13 protein-coding genes are annotated in these 19,753 nt (G+C 29.9%); 6 read left to right on the forward strand and 7 right to left on the reverse strand.

The features are described from left to right. Window positions 1-17 precede the first annotated feature (17 nt). The 4 genes from secA to ABY863_RS00190 form a co-directional block, all read right to left on the reverse strand. The gene (gene secA, locus ABY863_RS00175; protein WP_372792110.1) at window positions 18-3,356 is read right to left on the reverse strand and encodes a preprotein translocase subunit SecA; all 3,339 of its coding nucleotides are present in this window, start codon (window positions 3,354-3,356) and stop codon (window positions 18-20) included. Between the two features lie 173 nt (window positions 3,357-3,529). After that, window positions 3,530-3,751: a DUF2795 domain-containing protein gene (locus tag ABY863_RS00180; protein ID WP_372792112.1), complete on the reverse strand. Its 222-nt coding sequence runs from the start codon at window positions 3,749-3,751 to the stop codon at window positions 3,530-3,532. Window positions 3,752-3,839: 88 nt separating this feature from the next. Next, the gene (locus ABY863_RS00185; RefSeq protein ID WP_372792114.1) at window positions 3,840-4,415 is read right to left on the reverse strand and encodes a cob(I)yrinic acid a,c-diamide adenosyltransferase; all 576 of its coding nucleotides are present in this window, start codon (window positions 4,413-4,415) and stop codon (window positions 3,840-3,842) included. A 37-nt stretch (window positions 4,416-4,452) separates the two neighbouring features. Further along, a complete protein-coding gene (locus ABY863_RS00190) occupies window positions 4,453-5,229 on the reverse strand; it encodes an O-methyltransferase (RefSeq protein WP_372792116.1) in 777 nt (258 codons plus the stop codon). A gap of 87 nt (window positions 5,230-5,316) precedes the next feature. Between ABY863_RS00190 and ABY863_RS00195 the strand changes: the two genes are divergently transcribed. Both ABY863_RS00195 and ABY863_RS00200 read left to right on the forward strand, forming a co-directional pair. Then, window positions 5,317-6,096, forward strand: coding sequence for a polysaccharide biosynthesis/export family protein (locus tag ABY863_RS00195; RefSeq protein ID WP_372792118.1), 780 nt, complete (start codon window positions 5,317-5,319; stop codon window positions 6,094-6,096). An 8-nt stretch (window positions 6,097-6,104) separates the two neighbouring features. After that, window positions 6,105-8,558, forward strand: a complete 2,454-nt coding sequence (locus tag ABY863_RS00200) for a polysaccharide biosynthesis tyrosine autokinase (RefSeq protein WP_372792120.1) — start codon at window positions 6,105-6,107, stop codon at window positions 8,556-8,558. On the opposite strand, the gene hutI is transcribed toward ABY863_RS00200, so the two are convergent. Continuing rightward, complete coding sequence (gene hutI / locus ABY863_RS00205) at window positions 8,555-9,790, reverse strand: imidazolonepropionase (protein ID WP_372792122.1); 1,236 nt, start codon at window positions 9,788-9,790, stop codon at window positions 8,555-8,557. The two genes, ABY863_RS00200 and hutI, sit on opposite strands and share 4 nt — an antisense overlap. 143 nt (window positions 9,791-9,933) lie before the next feature. Between hutI and pta the strand changes: the two genes are divergently transcribed. Both pta and ABY863_RS00215 read left to right on the forward strand, forming a co-directional pair. Further along, entirely contained in the window at window positions 9,934-12,030 is a 2,097-nt protein-coding gene (gene pta, locus ABY863_RS00210; RefSeq protein WP_372792124.1) for a phosphate acetyltransferase, read from the forward strand. After that, on the forward strand, window positions 12,030-13,214 hold the full coding sequence (locus tag ABY863_RS00215; protein ID WP_372792126.1) for an acetate/propionate family kinase: 1,185 nt from the start codon (window positions 12,030-12,032) through the stop codon (window positions 13,212-13,214). The genes pta and ABY863_RS00215 overlap by 1 nt, the downstream gene beginning before the upstream one ends. Window positions 13,215-13,282: 68 nt before the next feature. On the opposite strand, the gene fumC is transcribed toward ABY863_RS00215, so the two are convergent. After that, entirely contained in the window at window positions 13,283-14,680 is a 1,398-nt protein-coding gene (fumC, locus tag ABY863_RS00220; RefSeq protein WP_372792128.1) for a class II fumarate hydratase, read from the reverse strand. A 315-nt stretch (window positions 14,681-14,995) separates the two neighbouring features. On the opposite strand from fumC, the gene ABY863_RS00225 reads away from it, so the two are divergent. Next, window positions 14,996-16,603 (forward strand): fumarate hydratase, encoded by a 1,608-nt coding sequence (locus tag ABY863_RS00225; protein ID WP_372792130.1) that lies wholly within the window; start codon window positions 14,996-14,998, stop codon window positions 16,601-16,603. A gap of 309 nt (window positions 16,604-16,912) precedes the next feature. Further along, entirely contained in the window at window positions 16,913-17,080 is a 168-nt protein-coding gene (locus tag ABY863_RS00230; protein ID WP_372792132.1) for a hypothetical protein, read from the forward strand. A 56-nt stretch (window positions 17,081-17,136) separates the two neighbouring features. Here ABY863_RS00230 and ABY863_RS00235 read toward each other — a convergent pair whose 3' ends face one another. Continuing rightward, on the reverse strand, window positions 17,137-19,641 hold the full coding sequence (locus ABY863_RS00235) for an outer membrane beta-barrel protein (protein ID WP_372792134.1): 2,505 nt from the start codon (window positions 19,639-19,641) through the stop codon (window positions 17,137-17,139). Window positions 19,642-19,753 lie beyond the last annotated feature (112 nt).

Here is a 19,753-nt window from a genome sequence, read left to right on the forward strand (position 1 = left end):
TTATTTGATGTTAAATTTTATTCTTCAACAACAACCCAATCTCCTTTTTGGATTAAAGGAATTGCTTGTTTAAATTTTAATGATTTATTTTCACCACTCATTACATTTTTTATGGTAACCTGCTCGTTTCTACCAATTTTACGTTCAGCTCTAACAATGGTTTCTACTATTTGTGGCTGTTGTGTTTGGTTGGTTTGCGCACTTTCAGTTTGGTTACCGTATTCTTCTTTACTTAATTGAACTTTTTCTCTTTTTTGCTCTCTTGCTTGTGAAACCTGATTTACTGCTTGAGAAGGCAATTCTCCTTTAAATAAGAATGATAAAACTTCTTTATTTACCTTATCAAGCATTCCGTTAAACAATTCAAACGATTCAAATTTGTATATTAAAAGAGGATCTTTTTGCTCATATGTTGCATTTTGAACGGATTGTTTTAATTCATCCATTTGACGTAAATGATCTTTCCACGTATCATCAATTATAGCCAGTGTAATATTTTTTTCAAAATCTACAACTAATCCTTTACCTTGAGATTCGTAGGCTTCTTTTAAATTAGTAATTACTTTTAATTCTTTTGTACCATCAGTAAAAGGAACTACAATTCGTTCGTATTTATCACCCTGATTTTCAAAAACATCTTTAATTACTGGATATGCTGCTTTTGCGCTTCTTTCTAATTTTTCTTTATAATGCTTATAAACTACATCAAATAATTTATCGGTAAGTTCTTGTACAGACAACGCTTTAAATTCTTCTTCAGTAAAAGGCGAACTCGTTGAGGAAAATCTAATTAATTCAAATTCAAAATTTTGATAATCATTAGTAGTTTTATTCTCTCTAATCAATAGGTTACAAGTATCAAAAACCATATTTACAATATCAACTTGTAATCGGTCTCCATATAATGCGTGACGACGACGTTTGTAAATTACTTCACGTTGTGAGTTCATTACATCATCATATTCTAACAATCTTTTACGAACTCCAAAGTTATTTTCTTCAACTTTACGTTGTGCTCTTTCAATAGATTTGGTAATCATAGAATGCTGAATTACTTCGCCTTCTTTTAATCCCATTCTATCCATCATTTTCGCAATACGTTCTGAACCAAATAAACGCATTAAATTATCTTCAAGAGAAACGTAAAATTGTGAAGAACCTGGATCACCCTGACGACCTGCACGACCACGTAACTGACGGTCTACACGACGAGAATCATGACGTTCAGTTCCAATAATTGCTAAACCACCAGCAGCCTTCACTTCATCAGATAATTTAATATCCGTTCCACGTCCCGCCATATTGGTTGCAATAGTAACAACACCGGCATTACCTGCTTGTGCAACAATGTCAGCTTCTTTTTTATGTAATTTTGCATTTAATACATTGTGGCCAATTTTTCTGATAGCTAGCATTCTACCTAATAATTCAGAAATTTCTACTGAGGTAGTACCAACTAAAATTGGACGACCTTGCTTCACTAAGTTTTCAATTTCATCAATAACCGCGTTGTATTTTTCACGTTTTGTTTTGAAAACAAAATCTTCTCTATCATTTCTAATTAATGGAACGTTGGTTGGAATTTCAATAACATCTAACTTATAAATATCCCAAAATTCACCTGCTTCAGTAATAGCTGTACCTGTCATACCCGAAAGTTTACGGTACATTCTAAAGTAATTTTGAAGTGTAACAGTTGCATATGTTTGTGTAGCAGCTTCAATTTTTACATTTTCTTTTGCTTCAATTGCCTGATGCAAACCGTCCGAATAACGACGACCATCCATAATACGACCAGTTTGCTCATCAACAATTTTAATTTTATCATCCATGATTACATACTCAATATCCTTTTCAAATAAAGTGTATGCTTTTAATAATTGATTCATGGTGTGAATTCGCTCACTTTTTATACTGTAATCACGGTATAATTCTTCTTTTTTGGAAGTTTTATCTTCTGCACTAATGTCACCCTTCTCAATTTGACTAATTTCAGTACTTAAATCTGGTAAAATAAAGAAGTTTTCATCACCATCATCACCTGATAAAAATGTAATTCCTTTATCGGTTAACTCAATAGAGTTATTTTTTTCATCAATCACAAAATATAATTCCTCGTCAATTTTAGGCATTTCACGATTGTTATCTTGCATGTAAAAGTTTTCAGTTTTTTGTAATAACTGTCTAATACCTTCTTGACTTAAAAATTTTATTAATGCTTTACTTTTTGGTAAGCCTCTATATACTCGAAGCAATAAGAATCCTGCTTCTTTAGTGTCACCTTCTTTAATTAATTTTTTGACTTCGGCTAAAACTCCTGTTAAATAATTACGTTGAGTTGATACAATTTTATCTACACTTGGTTTTAGTTCATTAAATTCGTGACGATCTGCGTTTGCTGTTGCCCCTGAAATAATTAAAGGTGTACGTGCATCATCAATCAATACAGAATCCACCTCATCTACAATAGCGTAATTATGAGGGCGTTGCACTAAATCGTTTGGTGAATGTGACATGTTATCACGTAAATAATCAAACCCAAATTCATTATTTGTACCGTAAGTAATGTCAGAATTATAAGCTTTTCTACGTGCATCAGAATTTGGTTCATGATGATCTACACAGTCAACACTTAATCCGTGGAATTCAAAAATAGGACCCATCCAAGCAGCATCACGTTTTGCTAAATAATCATTTACGGTTACAACATGCACTCCTTTACCTGTAAGTGCATTTAAATAAACAGGTAAAGTTGAAACCAATGTTTTACCTTCACCAGTCATCATTTCAGCAATGTTTCCTTTATGTAATACAGCTCCACCAATTAGTTGCACATTATAATGTATCATATCCCAAGTAACTTCTTTTCCTTGAGCATCCCATTTGTTAGCCCAAATAGCTTTTTCATTTTCAAGAGTAATATTATCTCTTGAAGCAGAAAGTTCACGGTCAAAAGGTGTAGCTGTTACTGTGATAAATTCATTCTCAGTAAAACGTTTTGCAGTTTCTTTAATAACTGCAAAAGCTTCAGGCATAATTTCTGTTAGTATCTTTTCGGAAGCTTCATAAGCTTCGTCTACTAGGGTGTCAATTTCAGCGTAAATTTCTTCCTTTCTATCTACATTAGCTTCATGAGCTTCATCTTCGAGAGTTTTTATTCTTGAAGTAAATTCATGAGTAGCTTCTTCTATTTTAAGTTTGAAGTATTTTGTCTTCTCTCGTAACTCATCATTTGTTAAACCTGAAATTTCTTTTTCAAAAGAAAGTGTGTTGGTTACAATTGGTTGAAGTATTTTTAAATCGTTCTTCTTTTTATCTCCTACAAATACTTTAAGGACTGAATTTATGATATTCATAATTAATGTGTCAATTTATATTGATTACTTATTATTTGCGTAATCGGTGTTGTTATCTAAATAGTAAGCGAATTTAAAATATTTTATTTTTAAAAGGCTTAAAATATGTTTAAAGTTTTAGTTAATAAACCAAAAAAAAAGTCTCTAACGAGACTTTTTGTGTTTATTATTTTTTAGTATTCATCCTCGTTCCAAAGATAATCATCTTCAGATGGATAATCTGGCCAAATTTCGATTATAGATTCAAAATTTTCTTCTTCATCTTCAAGTTCTTGAAGATTTTCTACAACTTCTAAAGGTGCTCCAGTTCTTATTGCATAATCAATTAATTCGTCCTTTGTGGCTGGCCAAGGCGCATCTGATAAATAGGATGCTAATTCTAATGTCCAATACATAATTTTGTAGTATTAAATTTTCTGCAAAAATAATTTTTTTACTCAAATAGTCAAGTTTTTTATTACTTTTTTTTAAATTATAAAGAACTTATGTTGTTTTCTCAGGAATCCATTTGATTTCTTGAGCGTTGTTATCAAATGTCAATTTCCGTGCCAGCACAAAAAGATAGTCAGAAAGTCTATTTAAATACATTAAAATTTGAAGCTCAATGCTACTTTCGTCACTTAGTTGGGTAGTTATACGTTCAACTCTTCTGCAAATACAACGCGCAATATGACAAAATGACACTGTTGTGTGACCGCCAGGTAAAATAAAATGAGTCATTTCTGGTAATGTTTCATTCATTTTATCCATTTCTTTTTCTAAAAGTTCAATAGATTCGTTGCTAATTTTTGAAATAGTTAAGCGTTCTTTTCCATTTTTTAGCACTTTTTTCTCTGGTGGAGTTGCTAACATGGAGCCAATAGTGAATAATTCATGCTGAATTATTAGTAAAATTTTAGATGTATGCGTATCAATTTTTTGATCACGAATTAAACCAATGTGTGAATTTAATTCATCAACGGTACCATAAGCTTCAATTCTTAAATTATATTTTGGGACTCTTGTTCCTCCAAAAAGTGAAGTTTTACCTTTGTCGCCTGTTTTTGTATAAATTTTCATGATTTAGAGGTATTTATTTTTTTTATGAAATAAGATATTAAACTCTTATTGTGAAATGTTCTTTTTCTTGTTCTTTTCTGAAGAAAATGATTCCCCAAAAAAAAGTATCAATGCTAATTGTTACTTTTGGATGTTTTTTTATTGTTGACCATGCTTGCTGCATTTCTGGAGACAAATTTATGTCATCAAAAATAAATATGGAATTATTGTGGATTGTTTTTAAACACAAATTAAAATAGTTTAAGGTTGCTTCTTTTTGATGGTTACCATCAAAATAAATTAAATCGAATTTACTGTTATTTACTGCAATAGGTAATGTTTCTTTAAAGTTTCCAATAGTTAATTTAATATTTTCCAACTTAAAAGTATCAAATAATTCTTGTGCAATAGTTGCGGTGCTTTTGCATCCTTCAAGTGTAGTGATAGTAGCTTTTGAATTTCCTATACTTAGTGTTGCAGTTCCTAAACCAACTGAAGTTCCTATTTCTAACATATTTTTAATTTCAAAATAAGCTAAAATTCTAAGTAAAAGTGCTACTTTTTTAGTATTAATTCCTGCAACTTTAGCAATAGCGGCTATTTTTCGTTCATTATTTTTAAAAACTTTTGAGCCACTACCAAAATCTGTAACAATTATGGTTTTTTTATTAAGAGATAGCCATTTTTTAGCAGTATTTACTAAATTAACTTTGGAAGCATCCGTTTTTTGATAAAAGCATTTTGTAACTAGGTTGTACACAAAAGGGGAGTGTACACCATGTTGATTGGTAGATTTTAATAAAAATAAAATAAATGACTTAACTTTGAACCACATATTAGGCTAAATTTAGCACGAAAATAATGGAAATATTATTTTAATTTGCTATTTAAAATTATATTTGCCTTACTACACTAATTTTATATGAAAAAACTTTTTTTATACGTATTGTTTTTATGTTGTTTTTCTTCTTGTGTTACCACAAAACAAATGACTTATTTTCAAGGAGAGCCAATTGCGAAATCAGAAATTTATAAACTAAATAATGAGCCTTATCGTTTACAAGTAAATGATGTGTTATATATTGATATTAAAGCTGTTAACTCAGAGCTTGTTTCTTTATTTAAAAGTGAAGTAAGCAGTAATAATAGCTCAAGTAAAGGTGAAGGTTTGTATTTTTCGGGTTATACTATTGATAGACACGGAAATATTAGAATACCTTATATTGGTAATTTAAATGTACTAGGTTACACTGAAAATGAAGTTCGAAAAAAAATAGAAAGTGAGTTAAGTAATTTTTTAAAAAACCCCGATTTGGTTTTTGTGACCGTAAAATTGGCGGGTATTAATTTTATAGTTACAGGTGAAGTAGGATCACCAGGTACCATTAATTTAGCTCAAAATCAGGTTTCAATAATTGATGCAATTGCAAATGCAGGAGAAATTTCTCAGTTAGGGAATAGAGAAGATGTAACGTTGATTAGAAAAACATTGGATGGTGTTAAGAAATATAAGTTAGACCTTACGAAAATTGAAATATTTGAATCTGAAAATTTTTATATTCAGCCTAATGATATTATTTATGTAGCACCATTAAAGCAAAAAGCTTGGGGGACAGGAACTACAGGACTTCAAACTTTTTCAACAGTTGTAACAGTATTATCGTTTTTGGTGAGTTCTGTATTATTAGTTAAAAATATATAAGAGTAGTAATGGAGAATAAATTCAATTTTATTGAAAACAGAGCAGAGCATATATCAGATATTAAAGATTATTTGTTTAGAATTCTTGCAAATTGGAAATGGTTTTTATTTTCAATTCTAATTGCTTTAGGAATTGCGTACTATTTTAATATTTCAACTGAAAAAATTTACGGTTTACAAACTACCATTGCTGTAAAGGAACAACAAAACCCACTTTTTTCATCAGGTACAAATATTGCATTTAATTGGGGTGGTGTAAGTGATAAAGTAGAATCAATAAGAAAAGCATTAATTTCTAGAACTCATAATGAAAAAGTAGTTAAGGAATTAAAATTTTATATAGAATATTTAAAAGATGGGCGTTTCAGAACAGAGGATGTTTATGGTAAAACTAATTTTGTAATTAATCTTCAACCTAATCAATATCAATTATTAAATACACTTATTAAAATTGATTTTATTGATAGCAATAGTTTTAAATTATCGGTAGATTTTAAAGGAGAAACTAGTAGTAATTTAATTAATTATAAAGATGAAACTACAGAGAAACTACTTATTGAAAGTAAGCATTTTTCTCAAATATTTTTAATTGATGAGTATATAAATTTACCATTTTTAAAGGCTCAAATTGAAATTAAGGATAAATCTAAATCTTTAATAGGACAATCGTTTTATATACAATTAAAAACGGTAAGCCAAGCAACAGGTAAATACCAAAATGTAAGAGCAAATGGTCTTTCTGGAACCTCGCTTATAGAATTGTCATTAACAGGCTCCAATAAAAATAGACTAGTAGATTATTTAAATAAAACGGTTGAAGTTTTATCTGAATTTGAATTAGAGCAAAAAACAAATTATGCTTATAGCACAAAAGAATTTATAGATGCTCAATTTAAAAACACATCAGATAGTTTAAAATTGATTGAAGATAATATTGGAAAATTTAAAGAGCAGAATTCTATTTATAATTTATCTGCAGAAGCAGGTGAAATATTTTCACAAACATTAGGACTTGATAAAATGCAGCAGCAATTGGCTGATAGAATTGTATATTTTGAAAATTTAGAAAACTATATTAAAACGAATTCAAATTATTCTAAAATACCAGCACCTGCTATCATAAATATTGAAGATGGTTCTATAGCAGGTATGGTTGGTAAATTAACGGAACTATCTATACAAAAAGAAAAATTATCAAAAGAAGTTACTACAAATCATCCTTCTTTAAAATTAATTAATGATGAAATTGAAACAGCAAGAAATGTATTGCTTGAAAATTTGTCATCATTAAAAAAAGTGACAAATGTTGGTTTAGCGAATAGTGTAAGTAGACTAAATTCTTATAATTATCAGTTAACAAAACTTCCAAATAAAGAGCAAAAATTATTAAATTTTCAACGAAAGTACAGTTTAACAGAATCTAATTTTGTGTTTTTAATGCAAAAGAGATATGAAGCTGAAATAGCAATTGCAGCAAGTGTATCTGATATTTCTGTTTTAGATACAGCAAAAGACACGGGTCAGGATTTTATATTACCTAGAGTGTCCTTTAATTATGTGATAGCTTTATTATTAGGAACTATTTTACCTCTTTTTGTAATCATAGCAAAAGAAATATTAGATAGTAAAATTTATACAGCCGATGATATTGAACGAATTTCACCAATTCCAATATTAGGAGTTGTTGGAAAAAATACAGCAGAAAATAATTTAGCGGTGTTTTTAAAACCAAAATCTACGGTTTCAGAATCTTTTAGAGCATTGCGTTCTAATATTCATTTTCTATTTTCAAGAAATACAAAAGATAAGTGTAAAACAATTATTGTAACATCCTCAGTTAGTGGTGAAGGTAAAACATTTGTTTCTATAAATTTAGCAACTGTTTTTGCATTAAGTGGTAAAAAAACTATTTTGGTAGGTTTGGATTTGCGTAAGCCAAAAATATTTGGGGATTTTGAAATTGCTAATAAAATTGGAATTGTTAATTATTTAATTGGTGAGGAAAGTAAAGAAAGCATTATACAAAAAACAAAAATTGAAAATTTAGATGTAATAACTTCAGGTCCTGTTCCTCCAAATCCTTCTGAATTATTAATTAATTCAGCAACTGAAGATTTAATTAACAGTTTAAAAGAGGAATATGAATATATTATTTTAGATACTCCACCAATTGGGCTAGTTTCTGATGCCTTAGAATTAGTAAAATATGCAGATTCAACAGTGTATATTGTTAGACAAGGATATTCTCAAAAGGGAATGTTAAAAATGATTAATGAAAAGTACCGTAAGCAGGAAATTTCAAATATTAGCATTGTTTTAAATGATTTTGAAGTGAAATCAAAATATGGATATGGTTACGGTTATGGCTACGGTTATGGATACGGAAAATATTCAAATGGCTATCACGAAGTAGAAGATAAATCGATTTTAAGAAAACTGTTTAAAAGACAAAATAAGATTTAAATAATTTTTCCTTCAATAAGAACTTGATATATTTTGTTGTTTCCAAAAGAGTAAGGAATAAAATTATAACTTGGAATTTGTTCAGTAATTATAAGATTTGCTTTTTTACCTTTGCAAATGCTTCCATGTGTTTTTTCTAACCCCATTGCATAAGCACCATTTATTGTTGCTGCGTTTATAGCTTCTTCAGGAGTCATTTTCATTTTAATACAAGCAGTTGACACTACAAAGTTCATGTTACCAGAAGGAGTAGAGCCCGGATTGTAATCTGTTGCCAAAGCCAATGGTAAACCTGCATCAATCATTTTTCGAGCTGGAGTATAAGGAATACTTAAAAAGAAAGAGCATGAAGGTAATGCCACAGGCATTGTATTTGAGTTTTTTAAAGCGTTAATATCTTCATCTCTCATTTCTTCTAAATGATCAACAGAAACAGCTTTATATTTAATGCCAGCTTGCACACCTCCAATAGCATTAAATTGATTTACATGTATTTTTGGAATTAATCCGTAGTTGCTACCAGCGTTTAATAATCGTTCAGTATCTTCTACAGAGAAATAACCTGTTTCACAAAAAATATCTATAAATTCAGCTAAATTTTCTTTTGCAACAATTGGTAATATGTCATTAATAACTACATCTAAATAGTCATTTTTATTGTTTTTAAACTCAAAAGGTAATGCGTGAGCACCTAAAAAAGTTGCTTTTATGGTAATAGGATAGTTTTTATTCAATTTCTTTATCACTCGTAACATTTTTAGTTCAGCATCTAATGTTAAGCCATAACCAGATTTAATTTCTACTGCACCAGTTCCTAATTTCATCACTTCTTCAATACGAACAGCTGATTGTTTGTATAATTCTTCTTCTGATGTGGTTTGTAATAACTTTGCCGAATTTAGTATTCCGCCTCCGTTATTAGCAATTTCTTCATAGGTAAGGCCATTAATTCTATCAACAAATTCTTGTTCTCTATTACCAGCATATACAATGTGCGTATGGCTATCGCACCAAGCAGGCAATACAATTCTTCCAGAAGCATCAATAATTTTGTCAGCAATTAAATTGGATAAATCTTTCATTTCACCAAAATTAATAATTATATCATTTTCTATTAAAATAAAAGCATCATTAACAACGGGAAGAATTTTCATTTCTTTTCCCGAAACCATTTTCTTAGGTGAGTCTTCAACTTGTAATAGTTCTTTTATATTGATGATTAAAGTGGTCATATTTTATAATAAAATTAATAGCTCAAAGATACAGCTATTCTAATGAGTTTTTTTGATTAAACAGTGACAAAAGTCACTAAAATATAATTTGATTTCTAATGAATTCATTGAATATTGAATTATATTTGCAAAAAATTTAAATAATGAGTAAAGCCATATACATAGCTACCAGCGAAGCCAATAGCGGTAAGTCTATTGTTTCATTAGGATTAATGAGAATGTTGTTAGGAAAAACAGCAAAAGTTGGGTATTTTAGACCTATTATTGATGATGTTAAGAAAGGAAAAAAGGATAATCATATCAATACGATTATTTCACATTTCGAGTTAAATATCAATCCAGATGATGCATATGCATTTACACGTTCTCAGTTTATAAGTAAGCGAAATGAAGGGAAAGAAGGAGAAATATTTGATAAAATTATTGAAAAATATAAAAGTATTGAAGAAAAGAATGATTTTGTATTAGTTGAAGGAACTGATTTTTCAGGTGAAGGAGCTGCTATAGAATTAGATGCAAACATTTTAATAGCAAAAAATCTAGGAATTCCTGCAATTATTGTTTCAAGTGGTGTTGGTAAAACCTTAGATGAGTTTGTAAATGGTTTACATTTGGCCTATGATTCTTTTAAAGAAAAGGATGTTGAAGTTTTAGCTGTGGTAGCTAATAAAGTTCAAGAAACAAACATTGATTTAGTTAGAAAAGGTATTGAGAAAAATTTGCCAAAGAATGTTTTGGTAAATGTAATTCCTATAATTTCTTCATTAAATAATCCAACAATTAAAGAAATAGCAAAAGCGATTGATGCTAAAATTTTATTTGGGGAAGACAATATTAATAACCAGTCATCAAGTTTTAAAGTAGGAGCAATGCAACTAAGAAATTATCTTAATCATATTGAAGAGGATAGTTTAATTATTACTCCTGGTGATAGAGCGGATATTATTTTAGGGGCTTTACAAGCAAATGCATCTTCTAATTATCCAAAAATATCAGGAATTGTTTTAACAGGAGGTATCGTTCCAGATGATTCTATCATTAGATTAATAGATGGTTTGTCTCAAATTGTTCCAATTTTATTAGCAAAAGAAGGAACCTTTGAAGTGGCAAATAAAATTGGTGCTGTACGATCACATATGTATGCTGATAATAAGCAAAAAATAAGAACGTCATTAAGTACTTTCGATAAATATATTGAAATAGATAAATTGAATGAAAAATTAATTTCGTTTAAAAATAATGATGGAATTACACCAAGAATGTTTCAATATAATTTATTAAAACGCGCAAAAACACAAAGAAAGCATATTGTTTTACCAGAAGGTAATGACGATCGTGTTATTTCAGCTGCTTGTAGATTGGTTGAAATGGACATTGTTGATTTAACTATTTTAGGTGATAAAGATACTATTGAAAATAATATTCTTCGTCTTGGATTAAAATTAGATTTAAGTAAAGTGAACGTTATAAATCCAATTGAATCTGAATATTATCAAGATTTTTCAAATACCTTATTTGAATTAAGAAAAAATAAAGGACTTACTATTGATATGGCTGAAGACCTAATGGGAGATGTCTCTTATTTTGGAACCATGATGGTACATAAAGGATTAGCTGATGGGATGGTATCTGGAGCAGCGCACACTACGCAACACACTATAAAACCAGCCTTACAGTTTATTAAAACAAAGCCTGGCGTTTCAGTTGTTTCATCAATATTTTTTATGTGTTTAGAAGATAGAGTTTCAGTTTTTGGTGATTGCGCCATTAACCCAAATCCAAATGCTGAGCAATTGGCTGAAATTGCAATTTCGTCTGCAGATTCAAGTATAAATTTTGGTATGGATCCAAAAATTGCAATGCTTTCCTATTCATCAGGTTCTTCAGGGAAAGGTGAAGATGTTGATATTGTTCGCAGAGCAACAGAAATAGTAAAAGAATTACGTCCTGATTTAAAAGTAGAAGGACCTATTCAATATGACGCAGCGGTTGATGCAAGAATTGGAAAAAGCAAAATGCCAGATTCTGAAGTTGCGGGACAAGCAAACGTATTAATTTTTCCAGATTTAAATACTGGAAATAACACTTATAAAGCAGTGCAACGTGAAACAGGAGCATTGGCAATTGGGCCAATGTTACAAGGTTTAAATAAACCTGTAAATGATTTAAGTAGAGGTTGTACAGAAGATGATATATTCAACACAGTAGTTTTAACAGCAATTCAAGCACAAGGTTTATAATGAAAATTTTAGTAATTAATTCAGGTAGTTCTTCAATTAAATATCAATTATTTAATATGCCTCAAGAAGAAGTTATATGTTCAGGTTTAGTGGAGAGAATAGGGTTAAATGATGCCGAAATTCATTATAAATCTGAAAAGAATAAAATTGATGAAGTTTTAGACATTCCAAACCATAAAATTGGTTTAGAAAAAATTGTAAACTTATTATTAGATGAAAAAGTAGGAGTACTAAAATCTACTTCAGAGGTTGAAGCAGTAGGGCATAGAGTTGTTCATGGAGGAAGTACTTTTTCAGATACAACTATTATAAACCAAGAAGTTAAAGATCAAATTAAAAAATTATTTTCATTAGCTCCACAACACAACCCAGCAAATTATGAAGGTATTGTAGTTGCAGAAACTATGTTTCCTAATGCAAAGCAAATTGCTGTTTTTGATACTGCATTTCATCAAACTATACCTGTTGAAGCTTATAAATATGCCATTCCAAATAAATTTTTGGAAGAACATAAGATTAGAAAATACGGATTTCATGGTACCAGTCATAAATACGTTTCTGAAAAAGTAATTGAATATTTAGGAATTGAAAATTCTAAAATAATTACAATTCATTTAGGTAATGGTTGCAGTATGGTTGCTGTAAAAAACGGAAAAAGTATTGAAACATCATTAGGTTTTGGGCCTGTAACAGGGCTAATAATGGGTTCAAGAAGTGGTGAAATAGATCATGCTATTATTTTTCATTTAGTAAATAATTTGGGTTATTCTCTTGATGAAGTAAATAACATGCTTCAAAAAGAAAGCGGTATGTTTGGTTTAACAGGTTTTAGTGATTTGCGTGATATTGAATCTGAAGCTGAAAAAGGAAATAAAGATTGTCAGTTAGCTTTAAATATGAGCGCTTATAAAATTAAAAAATATATTGGTTCTTATACAGCTGCAATGAATGGTTTGGATGCGATAGTATTTACAGCTGGGATTGGAGAAAATTCTGATGTTATTAGAAAATTAGTATGTACTAATATGGAATACTTTGGAATTGAACTAGATGCTGAAAAGAATAATATTAGAGCTAAAAAATTGACTGAAATTCATACAGAAACATCAAAAACAAAAATTTTAATTGTGCCAACTAATGAGGAAGTTGAAATTGCAAAACAATCTTTTGCATTGATAAATTAATAATAAAATTGAACAAAAAAATCCTTGAATTAATTCAAGGATTTTTTTGTTTTAATATGTTAAACATATTATTTTAAAGAACCAATCATATTTTCAGGTTTTACCCATTCATCATATTGTTCGGGAGTTACATAACCTAAGCGAACAGCTTCTTCTTTTAAAGTAGTTCCATTTTTATGTGCAGTATTTGCAATTTCAGCAGCTTTATAATATCCAATTTTTGGATTTAATGCAGTCACTAACATTAAAGAATTGCTAACCAACTCTTTAATTCTGGGGTAATTGGGTTCTATGCCAATAGCACAATGCTTTTCAAAACTAACACAAGCATCACCAATTAACCGTGCAGATTGTAAAAAATTTGCAGCCATAAGAGGTTTAAAAACATTTAACTCATAATGTCCTTGTGTTCCACCAACAGTAATTGTTACATCATTACCCATAACTTGTGCACAAACCATAGTTAATGCTTCAGATTGTGTAGGATTTACTTTTCCTGGCATAATTGAACTTCCAGGTTCGTTTGCAGGGATAATTAATTCCCCAATTCCTGAGCGTGGTCCTGAAGCCATCATTCTTATATCATTTCCTATTTTATTTAAGGAAACAGCTAATTGTTTTAATGCTCCGTGAGTTTCAACAATAGCATCATGCGAAGCCAATGCTTCAAATTTATTTTCAGCAGTAATAAATGGCAATCCTGTAAATTCAGCAATTTTTTGAGCAACCAATACGTCATAACCTTTTGGGGTGTTTAATCCCGTACCTACAGCGGTTCCGCCTAATGCTAATTCGGCTAAATGGGGTAAAGTGTTTCTTAATGCTTTTAAACCATGATTTAATTGAGAAACATACCCAGAAAATTCTTGACCAATAGTTAAAGGCGTTGCATCCATTAAGTGTGTACGACCAATTTTCACAACATCCTTAAATTCAATAGATTTTGCTTTTAAAGTATCACGTAATTTTTCAACACCTGGAATAGTAACATCATGGATCATTTTATAACAAGCAATATGCATTCCAGTAGGAAAGGTATCATTACTTGATTGTGATTTGTTTACATCATCATTCGCTTGAATAGTTGGTTTGCCTTCGCCAAGTATATTTCCAGCAATTTCGTGGGCTCTATTGGCAATTACTTCATTCACATTCATATTACTTTGTGTGCCTGAGCCTGTTTGCCAAATTACTAACGGAAACTGATTGTCTAATCTCCCTTCTAAAATTTCTTCACAAACTTTTGAAATTAAATCTCTTTTTTCTGAAGAAAGCACTCCTAGATCACAGTTTGTGTGTGCTGCTGCTTTTTTTAGATAGGCAAAACCGTAAATAATTTCCAAAGGCATAGAGCCTGCAGGACCAATTTTAAAATTATTTTTTGAGCGTTCAGTTTGAGCTCCCCAATAGTTGGCTGCAGGAACTTCAACTTTTCCCATGGTGTCTTTTTCTATTCTATATTTCATAAGATTGTATTTGTCTATTTTAATGGTTCTTAAGTCTAACAAATAGCTAGTTATATTTTTTTTGATTAGTTTTCATTTAAATGTAAGCATAAATTTTAGCATCTTAATATAATGTCCAATCAAAAAAATCACATTTATTAAACTTGGTTTATTTAAGTATTTAAAAAACTTAAAAAAAGTGACTATAAATATCATTTTATCTTTTTTGTAAAGCAAAAGAAAATGGTATAAATAAACCTATTTTCTACCAACTATTTTCATCTTCCATGGTATATTTGTAAGAGTTAAAAATGAATTACTATAAAATTATATAAAATGTCTGAATTTAAATACCAAAAGCCGTTTCCTATTACAAAAGACACCACCAAGTATCGTTTGTTAACCAAAGATCACGTTTCTGTGGTGGAATTTGATGGTCGAAAAATTTTAAAAGTAGCACCAGAAGGTCTTGAGTTACTTTCACAATCAGCTTATCATGATGTATCATTTTACCTTCGTGCTTCTCATTTAAAAAAATTAGAGACGATTCTTAAAGATCCAGAAGCTACAGATAACGACCGTTTTGTTGCGTATACAATGTTGTTAAACCAAATGGTAACTGCCGCTGGTGAATTGCCAACTTGCCAAGATACAGGGACTGCAATTTGTGTAGGTAAAAAAGGGGAAGATGTATACACTGGTGTAGATGATGCAGAATACATTTCAAAAGGAGTGTTTAATACTTTCCAAACGAATAATCTACGTTTTTCTCAAATTGTTCCTCAAACAATGTTAGAAGAGAAAAACTCGGGCAATAACCTTCCTGCTCAAATTGATATTTATAGCGCAACAGGTAATAAATATGAATTTTTATTTATAACAAAAGGCGGAGGTTCAGCTAATAAAACATACTTGTATCAAATGACCAAGTCTTTATTAACAGAAGAAAACTTAACCAACTTTGTGAAGCAACATATTATGGATTTAGGAACTTCCGCATGTCCTCCTTACCATTTAGCATTTGTTGTTGGTGGTACTTCTGCTGAAGCTAACTTAGCAACTGTAAAGAAGGCATCGGCAGGTTATTTAGATCACTTACCAACAGAAGGTAATGATGGTGGACAAGCTTTTCGTGACCTTGAATGGGAAGAAAAAATTACAAAAATTTGTCAAGATAGTGGAGTAGGAGCTCAATTTGGTGGTAAATATTTTGTGCACGATGTACGTGTTATTCGTTTGCCACGTCATGCTGCGTCTTGTCCTGTAGGATTGGGTGTTAGTTGCAGTGCCGATCGTAATGTAAAAGGTAAAATTACTAAAGATGGTATTTTTCTTGAGGAATTAGAAAAAAATCCAGGACAATTTTTACCAAAAGAAGCACCACACCTAAAGGATGCTATTGAGTTAGATTTAGATCAACCAATGGAAAAAATACGTGAGGAACTTTCAAAATATCCTGTAAAAACACGTTTCAGCCTGAGAGGAACATTAATTGTTGCTCGTGATATGGCTCACGCAAGAATTAGTGAAATGCTTGCTAATGGAGAAGAAATGCCTCAGTACTTTAAAGATCATCCTGTATACTACGCAGGACCAGCAAAAACACCTAAAGGAATGGCTTCTGGTAGTTTTGGACCTACAACAGCAGGTCGTATGGATCCTTATGTAGATGCTTTCCAAAAAGTAGGTGGTAGTATGGTAATGGTAGCAAAAGGTAATCGTTCACAACAAGTAACAGATGCTTGTAAAGCAAATGGTGGTTTTTACCTCGGTTCTATTGGAGGACCAGCTGCAATTTTAGCAAAGGAAAGCATTAAATCTGTTGAAGTAGTTGACTTTCCAGAATTAGGAATGGAAGCGGTTCGTAAGATTAGAATTGAAAATTTCCCTGCATTCTTATTGGTAGATGATAAGGGGAATGATTTCTTCGCAGAATTTAAATAGTTAATAAAAAACAAGATTTTTTAAATTAAAGACACTAGGGAACTTTGTTCTTTTGGTGTCTTTTTTTTGTCCAAAAAAGTTGATTAAAAATGAGTAAAATGCATCTTTAAGCTTTTAACGCTAAAATCATCCAGTTTCATAGAGTTTTTAATTCTCTGAGTTCAAAATTTGAGATTATGATAAAACTGTACTGAATTAATTTTTAAATCAATAGATGAGAAATATCACGTATAAAAAAAATAAAAAGAAATATGGTTAATTAAAAATAAATACTATTTTTGTAAAAACATAAAAGAACACGATTAAGTTATGGATTTATCACAATTTTCTGGATTTTTAGTATTTTTAACCATTTTTACAATGGGATTTTGGTTGATGATTTTTTTAATTACATTTATTATTCCTTATTGGTTAATAGGATATTTTAGAGAATCATGGAAATATAGAAAAGAAGGTAAGGCAGAACGTAAAAAATAATAATCTTTATAGATACAAAAAAAGGGACAATTTATAAATTGTCCCTTTTTTTTGTTTTATGCTTTAAACATTTCTTCTTCACCACCACCATCATATCTTTGAGGTCTTTCTTGTTTTTTCTTTTGATTAAATCTATAGGTGAAATTTAATAATATTTGACGTTGTCTCCATTGAAATTCACTTTGAGAAACAGTAGAAGTTGAATAGTTTGTTGATTCTCTTTTTCTTGAATTTAATAAATCACTTACATTTAAAGAGAGTGTTCCTTTTTCTTTTAAAATATCTTTACTGAAAGCAAGGTTTACACTAATCATTCCTTTTCTTTTAGATTGAGCAGTTTCAGATGGACCCATATACATTGCTCTTGTTTGCCAGTCAATTTTACCTGGTAGTGTAATTTGTGAATTTAACCTTGTAAACCAACTTGTATCTTCAGAATCATAACTTACGCCATCAAAATCTCCAGTTGTTTTAGAATTAAAAAAGTTAAAACTATTGGAAATTTTCCACCACTTAAATGGATTGTAATTTGCTGTAAACTCAAACCCAAATCTATCTTGTGAGCTTAAATTTATAGGACTACTAATAATTACAAGTATTAAGTCTTTATTTATTTCAGGGTCTGTATCAGGGTTTAGAGGATCAAATATTATTGTTTCACCAGCACTATCTCTAATCTCTTCAGTTTGAATTCTTTCAATATTGTTTACCGCATGTTGGTAATATATGGAAGAGTTCAATGTAAATTTATCCCAACGTTTTAAATAACCTAAATCAAATGAATTTGTGTATGTAGGGTCTAGATTAATATTTCCCTTGTTAATATAAGTTTCACTTATTCTAGACTCAAATGGATTTAAATAATGTTGGTGTGCACGTCTTAATCTTTTGCTGTAACCTAATGTTAAACTTTCAGAGTCGTTAAATTCTAGGCCTAAATTTAGTGTTGGGAATAATTCAGTAAATTTTTTATTGAAGTCTTCATTTGTTTCAGATAAATTAATTTTTCTATCTGTAGTTTCCATTCTTAAACCTACTAAGTATGAAAATTTATTTATTTTACTTCCATATTGAGAGTATAGTGCATAAATATTTTGCTCAAAATCTAAAATATTTGAAAAATTGGTATTATTAAAGTATTCATTGGTGCTTGGGTCAAATTCTTCAACTAAATAATCAGTTGTTATATTGTTTAAATCAGCTTTAAAACCAAGTTCAAATTGAGAATTTTCGCCTATGGGTAATACATAATCTACTTTCGCTAAAATATCCTTAGATTTTTCATCTGTTGAATTACGCTCAGGATCATTTTCTAAATAAATAGGAAATAAGTTAGCGTCATTAATTATTGCGTTGCTATTTTCAACACTTTTGCCATACTGAAAATCCAGCATTAATTTATGACCTTCATTTTTGAAATCTTGTGTGAAATTTACTGAATATTCAATGGTTTCATCATTTTCCTTTTCAATTTCAACTCGCTCATTCGTTAAAGTTAAAATTTTATTGACATCAAATTCATCACTTGTATTTGTTGAAGTATCTTCTCCATCAGATTTTCTGTATAACACAGTACCAATAATTGAACTTTTATCAGTTATATAATATTCTATTCCAAACCGAGTGTTAAAACTGTTATTTTCTCTGTCGTAATTTCTGATTTCATTTTTAAAGGATGAAATAGCTCCAAAGTCATCTAAATAGGTAATATTATTTGTTGAATTTCCTGGAGCATTTCTATAATTATAGCCCGTATTTGTAAAGAAATTCATTTTAGTTGTACGATAATTTATGCTTGTTGAAGCTCCAAAATTATCAGGGTTTCCAGCAGTAGTTGTAATTGAACCATTAAATCCTTGAGCTTTACCTTTACGTAGTATAATGTTTAATATTCCAGCAGTTCCTTCTGCATCATAACGAGCAGATGGGCTAGTAATTACCTCAACTTTTTCAATGGCATCAGCAGGTAATTGCCTTAAAGCATCAGTGCCACTTAAACCAACTAAACCAGAAGGTTTTCCATTAATTAATATTCTCACATTTTCATTTCCTCGTAAACTTACATTTCCTTCAACATCTACTGAAACCGAAGGTACGTTATCTAATACGTCAGATGCTGAGCCTCCTTTTACAGTCATATCTTTACCAACATTGTATATTTTTTTATCTAAACGTATTTCAACTGTACTTTTTTCAGCAATAATTTCTATTTCATTAAGAGATTCAGCATCAATTGTTAAAGTTATAGTTCCTAAATCAGTTGGTCCATTAATTACTTTATTTAAAAAATATTTTGTTTTAAAAGAAATAAATTCAATAGAAATGTTGTAGGTGCCTTTTGCTACAGGAATATCAAATAAACCATTGCTATCCGTAATTCCGCCTGTAATAATTTTTCCTTCAAGATTTTTAATAACGATAGTTGAGTATTCTAAAGGTTGTTTTGTGTCACTATCTATAACTTTTCCAAAAATTGAAACTTTATCAATTGGTGTTAAGTTTGTTGCAAAAGCATTAGAAGTTAAGAATGTAATGAATAGAAATAAAAAAAAATTTTTCATAAGTTTTTTGAAGTTTAAATCAATACAAATATACTATAGGTAATTATATTTTAATGTTAACGTATGTTAACGTGTATTTGGATTAAAATTCAAAAAGGAGTTTTTAGGAATT

Source organism: Lutibacter sp., from assembly GCF_041562875.1.
Taxonomy (GTDB): domain Bacteria; phylum Bacteroidota; class Bacteroidia; order Flavobacteriales; family Flavobacteriaceae; genus Lutibacter.